Source organism: Microbulbifer mixtoriginis (SeqCode) (genome assembly GCF_052466865.1).
Map to the genome: position 1 here is coordinate 575499 of NZ_CP174293.1, position 22115 is coordinate 597613.

Annotated in this window: 1 protein-coding gene and 1 tRNA gene; one reads left to right on the plus strand and one right to left on the minus strand. The window is 49.3% G+C overall.

Going from position 1 to position 22115, the window contains the following annotated elements; translation table 11 throughout:
• Positions 1–58 precede the first annotated feature (58 nt).
• Positions 59–21871 carry a beta strand repeat-containing protein gene (locus ACJJJA_RS02615; protein WP_444903671.1) on the plus strand — a complete coding sequence of 7271 codons (21813 nt, stop codon included), beginning with the start codon at positions 59–61 and terminating at the stop codon, positions 21869–21871.
• Between the two features lie 152 nt (positions 21872–22023).
• On the opposite strand, the gene ACJJJA_RS02620 is transcribed toward ACJJJA_RS02615, so the two are convergent.
• Positions 22024–22110 (minus strand) — tRNA-Leu (locus ACJJJA_RS02620).
• Positions 22111–22115 lie beyond the last annotated feature (5 nt).

Consider the following 22115-nt stretch of genomic DNA (forward strand, 5'->3'; position numbering starts at 1 on the left):
AATTCAGAATATCATCGATAGCTGAAGCTGACCTGACCGCTCTATGCAAGGTACCGGTATGAAAGCCAAAAAAAATACTCTTGAACTGAAAAAACTGACTTCTGCAATCAAGGTATCCCGCTTAGCGTATGCTGGCATGTTTGCAGGCTTACTAAGCCCTCTGACGCATGCAGGCCCGGAAGGCGGTGTGGTAACCGGTGGTAGTGGCACAATCGATGTGAATGGTACGACCACCACAATCGATCAAAATACCGATCTGCTCTCGATAGATTGGGATTCTTTTAATCTAAGTGCTGAAGAGTTGGTTAAGTTTCTTCAGCCAAATACCTCCTCAGTCGTACTCAACCGAATTTTGGATCAAAGTGCTAGTACGATTCATGGCTCCATTGAAGCCAATGGCCACGTTATTCTAGTAAACCCGCGCGGGGTACTCTTTACCGAAAGTGCCACTATTAATGTTGGTGCCATTACCGCCTCTGGGCTCGATATGAGCCCAGAGGATTTTATGAATGGCAACTTTACCTTTAAGGGGGAGGACGGCTCCGCGGGCTTTGTTGTCAACAAAGGTGTTATCAATGCAGCCAGTGCTGTATTGGTAGGTAAACAGGTCACCAACGCCTCGTCAGGTCTGATTAGTGCAGAGCTGGTCAGTTTGGCCGCTGCAGATGAAGCGATCCTTACCTTCGATGCCGACGGCATGATCGGTGTGCAAGTCACTAAAGAGGTGATGGAAAACGACCTCGGTGTTGATAGCGCTGTTTTAAATAAAGGTAATATCGATGGTGCCCAGGTTCTCCTGGAAGCGAGTGTATCTGGTGACTTATTTACTGCTGCAGTAAATAACGAAGGCACGATTAAAGCCCAGGGAATCGACACCAGCGGAGGCAAAATCCGTTTATTTGGTTCGGGTTCCAGTGTCATCAATAGTGGCGCGTTACAAGCCGCTGGTTCCACGGGCGGTCAGGTGGTGCTCGAGGGTGATACTGCAGAACACAGTGGTGCGATTGATGTTCGTGGTAGCGCTGGCCGGGGCGGTCAGGCCATGGTTCTCGGCGATGAAGTGCTGGTCAGCGGCACCATAGATGCCCGTGGCACGGCGGCAGGTGGTGAAGCATTAATCGGTGGAGATTATCAAGGAAAAAATTCCCGGATTCGTAATGCCAAAAAAACAACAGTCACTGAAGATGCTCATATTGACGCGAGTGGTTTAGGCGAAAGCGATGGTGGTGAGGTTATTGTTTGGGCCGACCACACTACGAATTTTGCCGGAACTATTTTAGCCGAGTCAGGTAAGCAAGGTGGTGATGGTGGTTTTGTCGAAACTTCAGGTAAGGTTTATCTTAACCTTGGTGAAGATGGCATGTATGTTTCTACATTAAGCCATGGCAAAGGAATTACAGGAGAATGGCTATTAGATCCAGGTTGGTTCGATATCCTAGATGATAGTTCAGAGGATGTTCCTGATTGCATAAGTAACTGCATGAGTGTGGGTACATTACAGGACGCTTTAACTAATAATAGTGTAACTGTAAAAACAACTTCCGATAATACTGCAAATGCTGCTTGGAATAGTGGTAATGAAAGTTATTCTGGTGATTTTACTTATGGAATACGTATTCGAAATAACTTGAGTTGGAGCAGTAATACTACATTAACTCTAGATTCCCATGCTGGAGTAATGATACACCAAGATGCAACTGTAAATGCTGGTGGAGCTGGTAGCCTCTCTATCCTTGCCAAAACAGATGTAATTAATAACGGAACTATTCAAGGCCTAGTAAACTTTTCTGTGGCAACAGATGGTAGTTTCATTAATGCCGCTTCGGCCGTATTGAATGATAGTTATTTTGGTTCCATAACTGCTGAGAATATTCAGATTATAGCTCAAGGGGATATCGAAAATAATCTGGATGGAGATAAGGCAGCAGAAATAGTTGCTAATAAGATTAATTTATCTGCTGGTGGCTCTTTTAATAATTACGGTAAGATAAATTTTTCAGGTGTCTCAGATGGTCAGGGTGCTTTTGAAGGAGATAGTTTCGAATTAAAAGTTGGTCAAAAAGGTGAGGGCTCAACTAATTATCTTGGTAAGATTTATTTTGATGGTGCATCGCAAGCTACTTTCAACGTTTTAGGTGGCAGTGGTTCTGATATATTTGTTCTTAGTGATTGGCAAGATGAAGTATTCATCACTGGGAATAATGCATTTGATCTGGTATCAACCTCAACAAACCCTGATGAGACCAATGTAAATCATCTAAAATTGTCCTTTTCTAGCATTGAAAATCTTAATACCGGTGCGGGTACAGACAGTATTATTGACGGTACTGGGCAAACCGGCAGTCAGTGGATTTTGGGATCCGGGAATAAAGAAATCACAGGCTACAATATTGCCTTCAGTGATGTAGAAACTATCCAGGCAGATGTTGGCGAGCTGGTTGGCAGAAATGACCAAGATGAAATTTTTACGCTTTCTGCTTACACAGATAATGGACAGCAAAAGACCCAGATTGATACTAAAGGCATGGCCTTTACCGGTATTGATATTTTAAGCGCTGGGGACTCAAGCTCTTTTACAGACACGATTAACAGTAGTGTTAACAATAGAAACTGGGCGCTCACAGCGAGTGATAACCAGGTAGAGCATGCCGATGTCATCATCAATGATGCTGATATATTCAGTGGCGGCAATGGAATACTGCAGGGTGCGTCCAATAGCAATGATAGCTACCAAATTGTAAAAAATGCTGATAGCACAACGGCGATCCAAGTTGATGGGATGCACTTTAATGGGCTTACCCGAGTGGAAGCCGGAGCACATGCTGGTGTTAACACAACAGATATTTTGATCGGTACCGACGAGGCCGATACGTTTGGTTTCCTTAGTGGCGAACTACATACTTACGGTATCAGCTTCACCGGTATTGAAGAAGTTAATGCCGGAGGCACAAGTAATGATGGCATTTCTGATCAACTGAATACAGAAACTGATGTAAATCTCACTGGAAATCAAGAAGAGCTGCGCAATGCCAATATCCTGTTCAAAGATATTGAACAGGTCGCTTTTATTAACAACTCAAACGGCAAGATTGTCGGATCGGCTATAGATGACAGCTTTATCATTGCCAGTACCGCTGACAAAATCACAGCCAATAGTATTGACTTTACTGGCTTCAATAAAACGATTGATACCGGCGAGGGTAGTGATACTGTTAGCACGCTTGTAGCCAACAGTACATGGAGTCTCTCGAATACAGATAAAGAAGCCACAAGCAGCGGAATTACCTTTACCAATATAGAAAAAGTCACCGCTTCAGATAATCAGGGCACACTGGAAAGTAAGAACGATGATAATGAATTTGCCCTGACTAGTGATGGACGTATTGATGCTGATGCTATTCGCTTTACTGGATTTACCACAATTGAGGGTAACGGTACTGCGTCACTAGATGCCAGTGCTATTAGTGGCAATCTTCTTTTGCTAGATGACAACAACGTAAAAGCAGATTTTACCGATGGCAACATTATCGATATTACGATATCCGGTATTAATGAAGCGGTAGCGAGTAATCTGCTGGGTGCGGATATCGCTTATACGGTAAAAGATACCAACAAAGTTTTCGCTAAAGCGATCACCTTCTCCAGTGTTGATCGTATTGTTGATACTGGCTCTAGTGGAGCTGTTACCTCTGAGACCAGCGACCAGTGGGAACTCGTTTCTGCGGATAATGAAGTTAAGCACTCAGGCATTACTTTTGCAGGAATGCGCAGTCTGACGGGTGGTAATAACACCCTCGTTGGTGCCGCTGATAACGGAGATAGCTATCAGCTTTCCCTGACAGGCGATATCACCGTTGACTCCATGATCTTTAAAGGTATTCGCAATGTGAATGCGAATACGGATGATACTAATTATACGGACACGGTAGATGCAACCGGTGCAGTTACTCTTCAAGGTAATAATGCCTTTGGTGTAACCATCGATCCTAATGGTAGCAGCTATGACATCAACTTCAGTGGCATTGATGCGGTTACTAATACAGGAATTTTAACCGGCACCACGGGTGCAGACACCTTCACCGTTGAGGGTGATAATAAGCTGCGCAGCAAAGGCATCCAGTTCTTGGATGTGAGCTCTGTATTAGCCGGCAACGATACTAATATTGCCGACACCGTGAATGCAAAGGCTGGAGAAACGGTTGCGCTCACTGGAATCGCAAAAGAACTGATTACCAGCAATATCTTATTTAAACAGATTGAGATTGCGGGTGCGGGTGGCGAAAATCTTGTCGGCTCAGATTCGGACGATACGATCGAAATTACTGGAGACAAGGCCTTCAAAGCCAATGAGATAGCCTTTACCGGTATTGCAAGCCTCAATACCGGTGCGGGTACAGACAGTATTATTGACGGTACTGGGCAAACCGGCAGCCAGTGGATTTTGGGGTCCGGAAATAAAGAGGTCACAGGCTACAATATTGCCTTCAGTGATGTAGAAACTATCCAGGCAGATATTGGTGAGCTGGTTGGTAGAAATGACCAAGATGAAATCTTTACGCTTTCTGCTTACACAGACAATGGACAGCAAAAGACCCAGATTGATACTAAAGGCATGGCCTTTACCGGTATTGATATTTTAAGCGCTGGGGACTCAAGCTCTTTTACAGACACGATTAACAGTAGTGTTAACAATAGAAACTGGGCGCTCACAGCGAGTGATAACCAGGTAGAGCATGCCGATGTCATCATCAATGATGCTGATATATTCAGTGGCGGCAATGGAATACTGCAGGGTGCGTCCAATAGCAATGATAGCTACCAAATTGTAAAAAATGCTGATAGCACAACGGCGATCCAAGTTGATGGGATGCACTTTAATGGGCTTACCCGAGTGGAAGCCGGAGCACATGCTGGTGTTAACACAACAGATATTTTGATCGGTACCGACGAGGCCGATACGTTTGGTTTCCTTAGTGGCGAACTACATACTTACGGTATCAGCTTCACCGGTATTGAAGAAGTTAATGCCGGAGGCACAAGTAATGATGGCATTTCTGATCAACTGAATACAGAAACTGATGTAAATCTCACCGGAAATCAAGAAGAGCTGCGCAATGCCAATATCCTGTTCAAAGATATTGAACAGGTCGCTTTTATTAACAACTCAAACGGCAAGATTGTCGGATCGGCTATAGATGACAGCTTTATCATTGCCAGTACCGCTGACAAAATCACAGCCAATAGTATTGACTTTACTGGCTTCAATAAAACGATTGATACCGGCGAGGGTAGTGATACTGTTAGCACGCTTGTAGCCAACAGTACATGGAGTCTCTCGAATACAGATAAAGAAGCCACAAGCAGCGGAATTACCTTTACCAATATAGAAAAAGTCACCGCTTCAGATAATCAGGGCACACTGGAAAGTAAGAACGATGATAATGAATTTGCCCTGACTAGTGATGGACGTATTGATGCTGATGCTATTCGCTTTACTGGATTTACCACAATTGAGGGTAACGGTACTGCGTCACTAGATGCCAGTGCTATTAGTGGCAATCTTCTTTTGCTAGATGACAACAACGTAAAAGCAGATTTTACCGATGGCAACATTATCGATATTACGATATCCGGTATTAATGAAGCGGTAGCGAGTAATCTGCTGGGTGCGGATATCGCTTATACGGTAAAAGATACCAACAAAGTTTTCGCTAAAGCGATCACCTTCTCCAGTGTTGATCGTATTGTTGATACTGGCTCTAGTGGAGCTGTTACCTCTGAGACCAGCGACCAGTGGGAACTCGTTTCTGCGGATAATGAAGTTAAGCACTCAGGCATTACTTTTGCAGGAATGCGTAGTCTGACGGGTGGTAATAACACCCTCGTTGGTGCCGCTGATAACGGAGATAGCTATCAGCTTTCCCTGACAGGCGATATCACCGTTGACTCCATGATCTTTAAAGGTATTCGCAATGTGAATGCGAATACGGATGATACTAATTATACGGACACGGTAGATGCAACCGGTGCAGTTACTCTTCAAGGTAATAATGCCTTTGGTGTAACCATCGATCCTAATGGTAGCAGCTATGACATCAACTTCAGTGGCATTGATGCGGTTACTAATACAGGGATTTTAACCGGCACCACGGGTGCAGACACCTTCACCGTTGAGGGTGATAATAAGCTGCGCAGCAAAGGCATCCAGTTCTCGGATGTGAGCTCTGTATTAGCCGGCAACGATACTAATATTGCCGACACCGTGAATGCAAAGGCTGGAGAAACGGTTGCGCTCACTGGAATCGCAAAAGAACTGATTACCAGCAATATCTTATTTAAACAGATTGAGATTGCGGGTGCGGGTGGCGAAAATCTTGTCGGCTCAGATTCGGACGATACGATCGAAATTACTGGAGACAAGGCCTTCAAAGCCAATGAGATAGCCTTTACCGGTATTGCAAGCCTCAATACCGGTGCGGGTACAGACAGTATTATTGACGGTACTGGGCAAACCGGCAGCCAGTGGATTTTGGGGGCCGGGAATAAAGAAATCACAGGCTACAATATTGCCTTCAGTGATGTAGAAACTATCCAGGCAGATATTGGTGAGCTGGTTGGTAGAAATGACCAAGATGAAATCTTTACGCTTTCTGCTTACACAGATAATGGACAGCAAAAGACCCAGATTGATACTAAAGGCATGGCCTTTACCGGTATTGATATTTTAAGCGCTGGGGACTCAAGCTCTTTTACAGACACGATTAACAGTAGTGTTAACAATAGAAACTGGGCGCTCACAGCGAGTGATAACCAGGTAGAGCATGCCGATGTCATCATCAATGATGCTGATATATTCAGTGGCGGCAATGGAATACTGCAGGGTGCGTCCAATAGCAATGATAGCTACCAAATTGTAAAAAATGCTGATAGCACAACGGCGATCCAAGTTGATGGGATGCACTTTAATGGGCTTACCCGAGTGGAAGCCGGAGCACATGCTGGTGTTAACACAACAGATATTTTGATCGGTACCGACGAGGCCGATACGTTTGGTTTCCTTAGTGGCGAACTACATACTTACGGTATCAGCTTCACCGGTATTGAAGAAGTTAATGCCGGAGGCACAAGTAATGATGGCATTTCTGATCAACTGAATACAGAAACTGATGTAAATCTCACTGGAAATCAAGAAGAGCTGCGCAATGCCAATATCCTGTTCAAAGATATTGAACAGGTCGCTTTTATTAACAACTCAAACGGCAAGATTGTCGGATCGGCTATAGATGACAGCTTTATCATAGCCAGTACCGGTGACAAGCTCACGGCTAATAATATCGACTTTACTGGCTTCAATAAAACGATTGATACCGGCGAGGGCACTGACACCGTTAGTACGCTTGTAGCCAACAGTACATGGAGTCTCTCGAATACAGATAAAGAAGCCACAAGCAGCGGAATTACCTTTACCAATATAGAAAAAGTCACCGCTTCAGATAATCAGGGCACACTGGAAAGTAAGAACGATGATAATGAATTTGCCCTGACTAGTGATGGACGTATTGATGCTGATGCTATTCGCTTTACTGGATTTACCACAATTGAGGGTAACGGTACTGCGTCACTAGATGCTAGTGCTATTAGTGGCAATCTTCTTTTGCTAGATGACAACAACGTAAAAGCAGATTTTACCGATGGCAACATTATCGATATTACGATATCCGGTATTAATGAAGCGGTAGCGAGTAATCTGCTGGGTGCGGATATCGCTTATACAGTAAAAGATACCAACAAAGTTTTCGCTAAAGCGATCACCTTCTCCGGTGTTGATCGTATTGTTGATACTGGCTCTAGTGGAGCTGTTACCTCTGAGACCAGCGACCAGTGGGAACTCGTTTCTGCGGATAATGAAGTTAAGCACTCAGGCATTACTTTTGCAGGAATGCGTAGTCTGACGGGTGGTAATAACACCCTCGTTGGTGCCGCTGATAACGGAGATAGCTATCAGCTTTCCCTGACAGGCGATATCACCGTTGACTCCATGATCTTTAAAGGTATTCGCAATGTGAATGCGAATACGGATGATACTAATTATACGGACACGGTAGATGCAACCGGTGCAGTTACTCTTCAAGGTAATAATGCCTTTGGTGTAACCATCGATCCTAATGGTAGCAGCTATGACATCAACTTCAGTGGCATTGATGCGGTTACTAATACAGGGATTTTAACCGGCACCACGGGTGCAGACACCTTCACCGTTGAGGGTGATAATAAGCTGCGCAGCAAAGGCATCCAGTTCTCGGATGTGAGCTCTGTATTAGCCGGCAACGATACTAATATTGCCGACACCGTGAATGCAAAGGCTGGAGAAACGGTTGCGCTCACTGGAATCGCAAAAGAACTGATTACCAGCAATATCTTATTTAAACAGATTGAGATTGCGGGTGCGGGTGGCGAAAATCTTGTCGGCTCAGATTCGGACGATACGATCGAAATTACTGGAGACAAGGCCTTCAAAGCCAATGAGATAGCCTTTACCGGTATTGCAAGCCTCAATACCGGTGCGGGTACAGACAGTATTATTGACGGTACTGGGCAAACCGGCAGCCAGTGGATTTTGGGGGCCGGGAATAAAGAAATCACAGGCTACAATATTGCCTTCAGTGATGTAGAAACTATCCAGGCAGATATTGGTGAGCTGGTTGGTAGAAATGACCAAGATGAAATCTTTACGCTTTCTGCTTACACAGATAATGGACAGCAAAAGACCCAGATTGATACTAAAGGCATGGCCTTTACCGGTATTGATATTTTAAGCGCTGGGGACTCAAGCTCTTTTACAGACACGATTAACAGTAGTGTTAACAATAGAAACTGGGCGCTCACAGCGAGTGATAACCAGGTAGAGCATGCCGATGTCATCATCAATGATGCTGATATATTCAGTGGCGGCAATGGAATACTGCAGGGTGCGTCCAATAGCAATGATAGCTACCAAATTGTAAAAAATGCTGATAGCACAACGGCGATCCAAGTTGATGGGATGCACTTTAATGGGCTTACCCGAGTGGAAGCCGGAGCACATGCTGGTGTTAACACAACAGATATTTTGATCGGTACCGACGAGGCCGATACGTTTGGTTTCCTTAGTGGCGAACTACATACTTACGGTATCAGCTTCACCGGTATTGAAGAAGTTAATGCCGGAGGCACAAGTAATGATGGCATTTCTGATCAACTGAATACAGAAACTGATGTAAATCTCACTGGAAATCAAGAAGAGCTGCGCAATGCCAATATCCTGTTCAAAGATATTGAACAGGTCGCTTTTATTAACAACTCAAACGGCAAGATTGTCGGATCGGCTATAGATGACAGCTTTATCATAGCCAGTACCGGTGACAAGCTCACGGCTAATAATATCGACTTTACTGGCTTCAATAAAACGATTGATACCGGCGAGGGCACTGACACCGTTAGTACGCTTGTAGCCAACAGTACATGGAGTCTCTCGAATACAGATAAAGAAGCCACAAGCAGCGGAATTACCTTTACCAATATAGAAAAAGTCACCGCTTCAGATAATCAGGGCACACTGGAAAGTAAGAACGATGATAATGAATTTGCCCTGACTAGTGATGGACGTATTGATGCTGATGCTATTCGCTTTACTGGATTTACCACAATTGAGGGTAACGGTACTGCGTCACTAGATGCCAGTGCTATTAGTGGCAATCTTCTTTTGCTAGATGACAACAACGTAAAAGCAGATTTTACCGATGGCAACATTATCGATATTACGATATCCGGTATTAATGAAGCGGTAGCGAGTAATCTGCTGGGTGCGGATATCGCTTATACGGTAAAAGATACCAACAAAGTTTTCGCTAAAGCGATCACCTTCTCCAGTGTTGATCGTATTGTTGATACTGGCTCTAGTGGAGCTGTTACCTCTGAGACCAGCGACCAGTGGGAACTCGTTTCTGCGGATAATGAAGTTAAGCACTCAGGCATTACTTTTGCAGGAATGCGCAGTCTGACGGGTGGTAATAACACCCTCGTTGGTGCCGCTGATAACGGAGATAGCTATCAGCTTTCCCTGACAGGCGATATCACCGTTGACTCCATGATCTTTAAAGGTATTCGCAATGTGAATGCGAATACGGATGATACTAATTATACGGACACGGTAGATGCAACCGGTGCAGTTACTCTTCAAGGTAATAATGCCTTTGGTGTAACCATCGATCCTAATGGTAGCAGCTATGACATCAACTTCAGTGGCATTGATGCGGTTACTAATACAGGAATTTTAACCGGCACCACGGGTGCAGACACCTTCACCGTTGAGGGTGATAATAAGCTGCGCAGCAAAGGCATCCAGTTCTTGGATGTGAGCTCTGTATTAGCCGGCAACGATACTAATATTGCCGACACCGTGAATGCAAAGGCTGGAGAAACGGTTGCGCTCACTGGAATCGCAAAAGAACTGATTACCAGCAATATCTTATTTAAACAGATTGAGATTGCGGGTGCGGGTGGCGAAAATCTTGTCGGCTCAGATTCGGACGATACGATCGAAATTACTGGAGACAAGGCCTTCAAAGCCAATGAGATAGCCTTTACCGGTATTGCAAGCCTCAATACCGGTGCGGGTACAGACAGTATTATTGACGGTACTGGGCAAACCGGCAGCCAGTGGATTTTGGGGTCCGGAAATAAAGAGGTCACAGGCTACAATATTGCCTTCAGTGATGTAGAAACTATCCAGGCAGATATTGGTGAGCTGGTTGGTAGAAATGACCAAGATGAAATCTTTACGCTTTCTGCTTACACAGACAATGGACAGCAAAAGACCCAGATTGATACTAAAGGCATGGCCTTTACCGGTATTGATATTTTAAGCGCTGGGGACTCAAGCTCTTTTACAGACACGATTAACAGTAGTGTTAACAATAGAAACTGGGCGCTCACAGCGAGTGATAACCAGGTAGAGCATGCCGATGTCATCATCAATGATGCTGATATATTCAGTGGCGGCAATGGAATACTGCAGGGTGCGTCCAATAGCAATGATAGCTACCAAATTGTAAAAAATGCTGATAGCACAACGGCGATCCAAGTTGATGGGATGCACTTTAATGGGCTTACCCGAGTGGAAGCCGGAGCACATGCTGGTGTTAACACAACAGATATTTTGATCGGTACCGACGAGGCCGATACGTTTGGTTTCCTTAGTGGCGAACTACATACTTACGGTATCAGCTTCACCGGTATTGAAGAAGTTAATGCCGGAGGCACAAGTAATGATGGCATTTCTGATCAACTGAATACAGAAACTGATGTAAATCTCACCGGAAATCAAGAAGAGCTGCGCAATGCCAATATCCTGTTCAAAGATATTGAACAGGTCGCTTTTATTAACAACTCAAACGGCAAGATTGTCGGATCGGCTATAGATGACAGCTTTATCATTGCCAGTACCGCTGACAAAATCACAGCCAATAGTATTGACTTTACTGGCTTCAATAAAACGATTGATACCGGCGAGGGTAGTGATACTGTTAGCACGCTTGTAGCCAACAGTACATGGAGTCTCTCGAATACAGATAAAGAAGCCACAAGCAGCGGAATTACCTTTACCAATATAGAAAAAGTCACCGCTTCAGATAATCAGGGCACACTGGAAAGTAAGAACGATGATAATGAATTTGCCCTGACTAGTGATGGACGTATTGATGCTGATGCTATTCGCTTTACTGGATTTACCACAATTGAGGGTAACGGTACTGCGTCACTAGATGCCAGTGCTATTAGTGGCAATCTTCTTTTGCTAGATGACAACAACGTAAAAGCAGATTTTACCGATGGCAACATTATCGATATTACGATATCCGGTATTAATGAAGCGGTAGCGAGTAATCTGCTGGGTGCGGATATCGCTTATACGGTAAAAGATACCAACAAAGTTTTCGCTAAAGCGATCACCTTCTCCAGTGTTGATCGTATTGTTGATACTGGCTCTAGTGGAGCTGTTACCTCTGAGACCAGCGACCAGTGGGAACTCGTTTCTGCGGATAATGAAGTTAAGCACTCAGGCATTACTTTTGCAGGAATGCGTAGTCTGACGGGTGGTAATAACACCCTCGTTGGTGCCGCTGATAACGGAGATAGCTATCAGCTTTCCCTGACAGGCGATATCACCGTTGACTCCATGATCTTTAAAGGTATTCGCAATGTGAATGCGAATACGGATGATACTAATTATACGGACACGGTAGATGCAACCGGTGCAGTTACTCTTCAAGGTAATAATGCCTTTGGTGTAACCATCGATCCTAATGGTAGCAGCTATGACATCAACTTCAGTGGCATTGATGCGGTTACTAATACAGGGATTTTAACCGGCACCACGGGTGCAGACACCTTCACCGTTGAGGGTGATAATAAGCTGCGCAGCAAAGGCATCCAGTTCTCGGATGTGAGCTCTGTATTAGCCGGCAACGATACTAATATTGCCGACACCGTGAATGCAAAGGCTGGAGAAACGGTTGCACTCACCGGAATCGCAAAAGAACTGATTACCAGCAATATCTTATTTAAACAGATTGAGATTGCGGGTGCGGGTGGCGAAAATCTTGTCGGCTCAGATTCGGACGATACGATCGAAATTACTGGAGACAAGGCCTTCAAAGCCAATGAGATAGCCTTTACCGGTATTGCAAGCCTCAATACCGGTGCGGGTACAGACAGTATTATTGACGGTACTGGGCAAACCGGCAGCCAGTGGATTTTGGGATCCGGAAATAAAGAGGTCACAGGCTACAACATTGCCTTCAGTAATGTAGAAACTATCCAGGCAGATATTGGTGAGCTGGTTGGTAGAAATGACCAAGATGAAATCTTTACGCTTTCTGCTTACACAGATAATGGACAGCAAAAGACCCAGATTGATACTAAAGGCATGGCCTTTACCGGTATTGATATTTTAAGCGCTGGGGACTCAAGCTCTTTTACAGACACGATTAACAGTAGTGTTAACAATAGAAACTGGGCGCTCACAACAAGTGATAACCAGGTAGAGCATGCCGATGTCATCATCAATGATGCTGATATATTCAGTGGCGGCAATGGAATACTGCAGGGTGCGTCCAATAGCAATGATAGCTACCAAATTGTAAAAAATGCTGATAGCACAACGGCGATCCAAGTTGATGGAATGCACTTCAATGGGCTTACCCGAGTGGAAGCCGGAGCACATGCTGGTGTTAATACATCGGATATTTTACTAGGCACCAATGATAAAGAAATATTTACTTTTAATGACAGTGCTGAGCTACAGGTTAATGGCTTAACGTTTACTGGTCTTGAGTCTGTCAATGCTTTGGGCGGCGATGATTATGTAGATGCCGAAAATTACTCTAATGGTCTGGAGCTAACAGGTATTGCTGGAGAGTTACGTCTTTACTCTCAGGGGTTACTTTTCCAGGATATTGAAGACGCTTACACGACAACTCTCTATGGCACCGATAATGTTGATGCTTTCAGCATAATTGAAAACGGAAATGACAATCTTGTTGTTGCCTCAGCGATCGATTTTACTGGGGTGACAATTGTCGATGCATTGGGAGGCCAGGACACCTTATCCGTCGATGAGGCAAATCTAGAAAATGGAAAAATCAACGGGATCCAATTCGTTAATCTCAGTGACATTATCTCCAGTAGCATTGTTATTGGGGCGTCCCAAGAAGGAGATTTTTATGTATTAGGGGATGGGTTGGTTTCATCTGATACTGATTCGCAAAATCCTGGATATGAATTTAATTTCACTGGTGTAACAAGTGTTAAAACAAATGGCTATGCAAGAACTGTAACTGGTTTACTTGGCCACAACTGGATAATTAATAACGCTAACACTGCGACGAATAATGGCATTACATTTTTTGATGTCTCTTACTTAATTGCAAAGAATGCAGGTTTAGAAGGGTACTCAAATTTAGGCTGGGCTTTGACTGCTAATGATAATGAAGTAAGTCATGCAGGAATTATTATAAAAAATGCGAATTTAATTAGTGGAGGCGGTAGCACGCTGACGGGCAAAGAAGGCTTTGCTGACACCTACACCTTCCTAGACGGCGGCAGCCAAGGGCAGTTAGTGAAGGTGGACGATATGCAGTTCGCCGGTCTCAGCACAGTCGCCGCCGGTGATGGAGGTGACACCGTGATTGGCCAGGCGGGCCAAGGTTGGGCCCTGACCGACAATGCGAATGAAGTAGAGCACGGCGCGATCACCATCCAGAACGCCGAGTTTATCAGCGGCGGCATCAGCACCCTGATGGGGGGAGACTTCGCTGACATCTACACCTTCCTCGACGGCGGCAGCCAGGGTCAGTTGGTGAAGGTGGACAATATGCAGTTCGCCGGCCTCAGCACGGTCGCCGCCGCCGGTGGTGATGACACCGTGATCGGTCAGGCGGGCCAAGGTTGGGCCCTGACCGACAATGAGAATGAAGTAGAGCACGGCGCGATCACCATCCAGAACGCCGAGTTTATCAGCGGCGGCATCAGCACCCTGATGGGGGGAGACTTCGCTGACACCTACACCTTCCTCGACGGCGGCAGCCAGGGTCAGTTGGTGAAGGTGGACAATATGCAGTTTGCCGGCCTCAGCACGGTCGCCGCCGCCGGTGGTGATGACACCGTGATCGGCCAGGCGGGCCAAGGTTGGGCCCTGACCGACAATGAGAATGAAGTAGAGCACGGCGCGATCACCATCCAGAACGCCGAGTTTATCAGCGGCGGCATCAGCACCCTGATGGGGGGAGACTTCGCTGACACCTACACCTTCCTCGACGGCGGCAGCCTGGGTCAGTTGGTGAAGGTGGACAATATGCAGTTCGCCGGTCTCAGCACAGTCGCCGCCGGTGATGGAGGTGACACCGTGATTGGCCAGGCGGGCCAAGGTTGGGCCCTGACCGACAATGAGAATGAAGTAGAGCACGGCGCGATCACCATCCAGAACGCCGAGTTTATCAGCGGCGGCATCAGCACCCTAATGGGGGGAGACTTCGCTGACACCTACACCTTCCTCGACGGCGGCAGCCAGGGTCAGTTGGTGAAGGTGGACAATATGCAGTTCGCCGGCCTCAGCACGGTCGTCGCCGCCGGTGGTGATGACACCGTGATTGGCCAGGCGGGCCAAGGTTGGGCCCTGACCGACAATGAGAATGAAGTAGAGCACGGCGCGATCACCATCCAGAACGCCGAGTTTATCAGCGGCGGCATCAGCACCCTAATGGGGGGAGGCTTCGCTGACACCTACACCTTCCTCGACGGCGGCAGCCAGGGTCAGTTGGTGAAGGTGGACAATATGCAGTTCGCCGGCCTCAGCACGGTCGCCGCCGCCGGTGGTGATGACACCGTGATCGGTCAGGCGGGCCAAGGTTGGGCCCTGACCGACAATGAGAATGAAGTAGAGCACGGCGCGATCACCATCCAGAACGCCGAGTTTATCAGCGGCGGCATCAGCACCCTGATGGGGGGAGGCTTCGCTGACACCTACACCTTCCTCGACGGCGGCAGCCAGGGTCAGTTGGTGAAGGTGGACAATATGCAGTTCGCCGGCCTCAGCACGGTCGCCGCCGCCGGTGGTGATGACACCGTGATCGGTCAGGCGGGCCAAGGTTGGGCCCTGACCGACAATGAGAATGAAGTAGAGCACGGCGCGATCACCATCCAGAACGCCGAGTTTATCAGCGGCGGCATCAGCACCCTGATGGGGGGAGACTTCGCTGACACCTACACCTTCCTCGACGGCGGCAGCCAGGGTCAGTTGGTGAAGGTGGACAATATGCAGTTCGCCGGCCTCAGCACGGTCGCCGCCGCCGGTGGTGATGACACCGTGATTGGCCAGGCGGGCCAAGGTTGGGCCCTGACCGACAATGAGAATGAAGTAGAGCACGGCGCGATCACCATCCAGAACGCCGAGTTTATCAGCGGCGGCATCAGCACCCTGATGGGGGGAGACTTCGCTGACACCTACACCTTCCTCGACGGCGGCAGCCAGGGTCAGTTGGTGAAGGTGGACAATATGCAGTTTGCCGGCCTCAGCACGGTCGCCGCCGCCGGTGGTGATGACACCGTGATCGGCCAGGCGGGCCAAGGTTGGGCCCTGACCGACAATGAGAATGAAGTAGAGCACGGCGCGATCACCATCCAGAACGCCGAGTTTATCAGCGGCGGCATCAGCACCCTGATGGGGGGAGACTTCGCTGACACCTACACCTTCCTCGACGGCGGCAGCCTGGGTCAGTTGGTGAAGGTGGACAATATGCAGTTCGCCGGTCTCAGCACAGTCGCCGCCGGTGATGGAGGTGACACCGTGATTGGCCAGGCGGGCCAAGGTTGGGCCCTGACCGACAATGAGAATGAAGTAGAGCACGGCGCGATCACCATCCAGAACGCCGAGTTTATCAGCGGCGGCATCAGCACCCTAATGGGGGGAGACTTCGCTGACACCTACACCTTCCTCGACGGCGGCAGCCAGGGTCAGTTGGTGAAGGTGGACAATATGCAGTTCGCCGGCCTCAGCACGGTCGCCGCCGCCGGTGGTGATGACACCGTGATCGGCCAGGCGGGCCAAGGTTGGGCCCTGACCGACAATGAGAATGAAGTAGAGCACGGCGCGATCACCATCCAGAACGCCGAGTTTATCAGCGGCGGCATCAGCACCCTGATGGGGGGAGACTTCGCTGACACCTACACCTTCCTCGACGGCGGCAGCCTGGGTCAGTTGGTGAAGGTGGACAATATGCAGTTCGCCGGTCTCAGCACAGTCGCCGCCGGTGATGGAGGTGACACCGTGATTGGCCAGGCGGGCCAAGGTTGGGCCCTGACCGGCAATGCGAATGAAGTAGAGCACGGCGCGATCACCATCCAGAACGCCGAGTTTATCAGCGGCGGCATCAGCACCCTAATGGGGGGAGACTTCGCTGACACCTACACCTTCCTCGACGGCGGCAGCCAGGGTCAGTTGGTGAAGGTGGACAATATGCAGTTCGCCGGCCTCAGCACGGTCGTCGCCGCCGGTGGTGATGACACCGTGATTGGCCAGGCGGGCCAAGGTTGGGCCCTGACCGACAATGAGAATGAAGTAGAGCACGGCGCGATCACCATCCAGAACGCCGAGTTTATCAGCGGCGGCATCAGCACCCTAATGGGGGGAGGCTTCGCTGACACCTACACCTTCCTCGACGGCGGCAGCCAGGGTCAGTTGGTGAAGGTGGACAATATGCAGTTCGCCGGCCTCAGCACGGTCGCCGCCGCCGGTGGTGATGACACCGTGATCGGTCAGGCGGGCCAAGGTTGGGCCCTGACCGACAATGAGAATGAAGTAGAGCACGGCGCGATCACCATCCAGAACGCCGAGTTTATCAGCGGCGGCATCAGCACCCTGATGGGGGGAGACTTCGCTGACACCTACACCTTCCTCGACGGCGGCAGCCAGGGTCAGTTGGTGAAGGTGGACAATATGCAGTTCGCCGGCCTCAGCACGGTCGCCGCCGCCGGTGGTGATGACACCGTGATTGGCCAGGCGGGCCAAGGTTGGGCCCTGACCGACAATGAGAATGAAGTAGAGCACGGCACGATCACCATCCAGAACGCCGAGTTTATCAGCGGCGGCATCAGCACCCTGATGGGGGGAGACTTCGCTGACATCTACACCTTCCTCGACGGCGGCAGCCAGGGTCAGTTGGTGAAGGTGGACAATATGCAGTTCGCCGGCCTCAGCACGGTCGCCGCCGCCGGTGGTGATGACACCGTGATTGGCCAGGCGGGCCAAGGTTGGGCCCTGACCGACAATGAGAATGAAGTAGAGCACGGCGCGATCACCATCCAGAACGCCGAGTTTATCAGCGGCGGCATCAGCACCCTAATGGGGGGAGGCTTCGCTGACACCTACACCTTCCTCGACGGCGGCAGCCAGGGTCAGTTGGTGAAGGTGGACAATATGCAGTTCGCCGGCCTCAGCACGGTCGCCGCCGCCGGTGGTGATGACACCGTGATCGGTCAGGCGGGCCAAGGTTGGGCCCTGACCGACAATGAGAATGAAGTAGAGCACGGCGCGATCACCATCCAGAACGCCGAGTTTATCAGCGGCGGCATCAGCACCCTGATGGGGGGAGACTTCGCTGACACCTACACCTTCCTCGACGGCGGCAGCCAGGGTCAGTTGGTGAAGGTGGACAATATGCAGTTCGCCGGCCTCAGCACGGTCGCCGCCGCCGGTGGTGATGACACCGTGATTGGCCAGGCGGGCCAAGGTTGGGCCCTGACCGACAATGAGAATGAAGTAGAGCACGGCACGATCACCATCCAGAACGCCGAGTTTATCAGCGGCGGCATCAGCACCCTGATGGGGGGAGACTTCGCTGACACCTACACCTTCCTCGACGGCGGCAGCCAGGGTCAGTTGGTGAAGGTGGACAATATGCAGTTTGCCGGCCTCAGCACGGTCGCCGCCGCCGGTGGTGATGACACCGTGATCGGCCAGGCGGGCCAAGGTTGGGCCCTGACCGACAATGAGAATGAAGTAGAGCACGGCGCGATCACCATCCAGAACGCCGAGTTTATCAGCGGCGGCATCAGCACCCTGATGGGGGGAGACTTCGCTGACACCTACACCTTCCTCGACGGCGGCAGCCAGGGTCAGTTGGTGAAGGTGGACAATATGCAGTTTGCCGGCCTCAGCACGGTCGCCGCCGCCGGTGGTGATGACACCGTGATCGGCCAGGCGGGCCAAGGTTGGGCCCTGACCGACAATGAGAATGAAGTAGAGCACGGCGCGATCACCATCCAGAACGCCGAGTTTATCAGCGGCGGCATCAGCACCCTGATGGGGGGAGACTTCGCTGACACCTACACCTTCCTCGACGGCGGCAGCCTGGGTCAGTTGGTGAAGGTGGACAATATGCAGTTCGCCGGTCTCAGCACGGTCGCCGCCGCCGGTGGTGATGACACCGTGATCGGCCAGGCGGGCCAAGGTTGGGCCCTGACCGACAATGAGAATGAAGTAGAGCACGGCGCGATCACCATCCAGAACGCCGAGTTTATCAGCGGCGGCATCAGCACCCTGATGGGGGGAGACTTCGCTGACACCTACACCTTCCTCGACGGCGGCAGCCAGGGTCAGTTGGTGAAGGTGGACAATATGCAGTTTGCCGGCCTCAGCACGGTCGCCGCCGCCGGTGGTGATGACACCGTGATCGGCCAGGCGGGCCAAGGTTGGGCCCTGACCGACAATGAGAATGAAGTAGAGCACGGCGCGATCACCATCCAGAACGCCGAGTTTATCAGCGGCGGCATCAGCACCCTGATGGGGGGAGACTTCGCTGACACCTACACCTTCCTCGACGGCGGCAGCCTGGGTCAGTTGGTGAAGGTGGACAATATGCAGTTCGCCGGTCTCAGCACGGTCGCCGCCGGTGATGGAGGTGACACCGTGATTGGCCAGGCGGGCCAAGGTTGGGCCCTGACCGACAATGAGAATGAAGTAGAGCACGGCGCGATCACCATCCAGAACGCCGAGTTTATCAGCGGCGGCATCAGCACGCTGGTGGGTGGAGAACATACGGACACTTTCTCCTTAAGTAAATCCGGAGCGGATGCCATAGTGCGAGTCGACAACATGACATTTATGGAACTTGATTCTGTGGATGCAGGCGAAGGCTCAGACACTATTGTGGCTACAAGTGATATAGCTGGAGAAACCTGGGTATTGGGATTAGGCCGCGGTGCTCTTGCTGTTGCAGGTGTGAGCTTTGAGGGCATTGAGCAGGTTGATGCAGACAACGTGTCGCTGGACGCATCAACAAATAATCAGGCAGACACTTTCGAACTTGCCAAAACTGGGAAATCGCTCAAAGCGCGGGGTATTGAGTTCTCGTCTGTTGCCAGCGTTTCTGCGGGAAGTGGTAACGATGATAGCGATACGATTCAGAGCGATGCGGGAAGTTGGCAGTTAGCTGGTACTGCAAATGCCCTTGAGGTGAATGGTGTTCAATTTAGCGGTATTGATCATGTAGAAACTAATAATGCACAGTTATACGGTACTGACGCTGATGATGTCTTAGCCCTAACTGAGTCTGGAATCGCCACGGCCGGAATAGCATTTACAGGCATTACTAAAGTCAGCAGTGAGGGAGGTACTGACCATCTTATAGGTACCTCTGGCAAGGATACCTTTGTCCTGGCTTCCAATGGTGATATTACTGCTGCGGGCATTCTCTTTACCGGGCTTGAAAGTGTGGATACTGGTGAGGGTGAGGACACTGTTAATGCAGCCAGTAGTGGCGCTAGCTGGACATCTTCCAGTAATGGCAGCTCCCTAGAAAACGGAGCGGCTCAAGCCAGGGTGAATGGCCTGACTGTTCTGTTTGATAATCTTGAGATGGTCCAGGGCGTGGGTACATATATTGGCCAGGACATCGGCAGTAACTATGTCTTCGATAGCCTCAACAGCATGACAGTTGCCGGGGTCACTTTTGCGGATCTGGAGAGCCTGAGTGCGGGTAGTGGAAACGATACTATCCAGGGGGCCAATATCGATGCGGTTTGGGATATTAACGATGCGCAGAGTACCGTAAGCGGCAATAACAAAAAGCTTGTGTTTAGCGGTATTGAAGCGATAAATGCGGGTAGTGGCCAGGATACTTTTAATTTAAATGGCGGTGAGCTTGCTTCAATAGATACCGGTGCAGGTAATGACACGGTCATACTCTCTGCAACCACCATCGATAGTATTTCCCTGGGAGAGGGGGATGACTACGTGGAAGTGAATGAGAATAGCTCTGACACAGTAGCACTCTCTGGTGGCAGCGGAAGTGATTCCTTCCAGTACAACCTTGCTGGTGATACCTGGCAGGTGAAATCCTCTGGCAACAAAGTAGGCAACTTTAGCTTCTCTGATTTTGAGTTCCTTGATAACACTTCCAGTAATCTCACTTTGGAAACAGACTTTGCTTTTGATTTTGAAAATGGCGGTGTTAATTCCGGCAGCTTTAACAAAAGCGGCGTAGGTTTGCGATTTGCTGGCAGTGGTATGCGTCTCGGTTACGATGGATCAGGGGATATTAATGTACTTAGCAGTGCCACGGGTACTATTGGCGGTAGCCTCAAAGCTAAGCGTGCAGATTTGGTGGTCAGCGGAGATGTCAACATTGAGTCCGATGTCGATGTCCTTGCTATCTCTACTTCCGGGCCGGATGTCGATATTACGGTGCTGGCGAAAGACAACCTACTGATTGATGAAATCAATGCCGGTCGCGGTAACGTTCAGTTGGCGAGTGAGGGCTTTGGTATGCTCACCGCTGAAACCTACGGCGATACGCATATCACAGCGGGCAATATCACTCTGGGTACCGATACTCAGCTCTGGAGTATTATCGGTAGCGAGTTGGTGCCGCTGCGTATGGATGCGCTTACCAATGTGGCAATTGTTTCTGTCTCCTATTACGAGCCTGAATTTATTGGGCAGGTGCCTAACTTCACTAGTAAGGGTGACGAGCTGCAGTCTATCGCTGGTGCTCAGGCATCCCAGGGATTGCGCTCCGCAATCCAAAATGGTGTTGAGGACTTCACCCAGGTTGACCCGGCGATTTTCAGTGCGGTGAAACCTTACAGTAGTGGAGTGGATGCGGTGAATTCCCCGGAAATGCGTTTGAGATCCGGTGAGTTGTTACCTGCAGCAGGACTTTCCGGAACCGATGAGGAAGATCCGGAATTCGACGCCAGGCTGGAAGAGAGCCAGGATGTTACTGTCGACTACCGTGAGCAGGAGACCTTGGCCTCCATTAATTCAGGGGGCCGATGACCCCTAGAAGACTTTAAAATACCGAACCGGCCCCAGTGGCCGGTTTTTTTATGGGCGTTTGTATTGGAAATATCTGGGGACTTTTCGTGGGTAAGATTTACATAAGCCGCAACGAAAAAAGGCCGACTCTTTCGAGTCAGCCTTTTTGGAATTGGTGCCCAGGAGAGGACTTGAACCTCCACGACCGTTAGGTCACTAGCACCTGAAGCTAGCGCGTCTACCAATTCCGCCACCTGGGCAAATC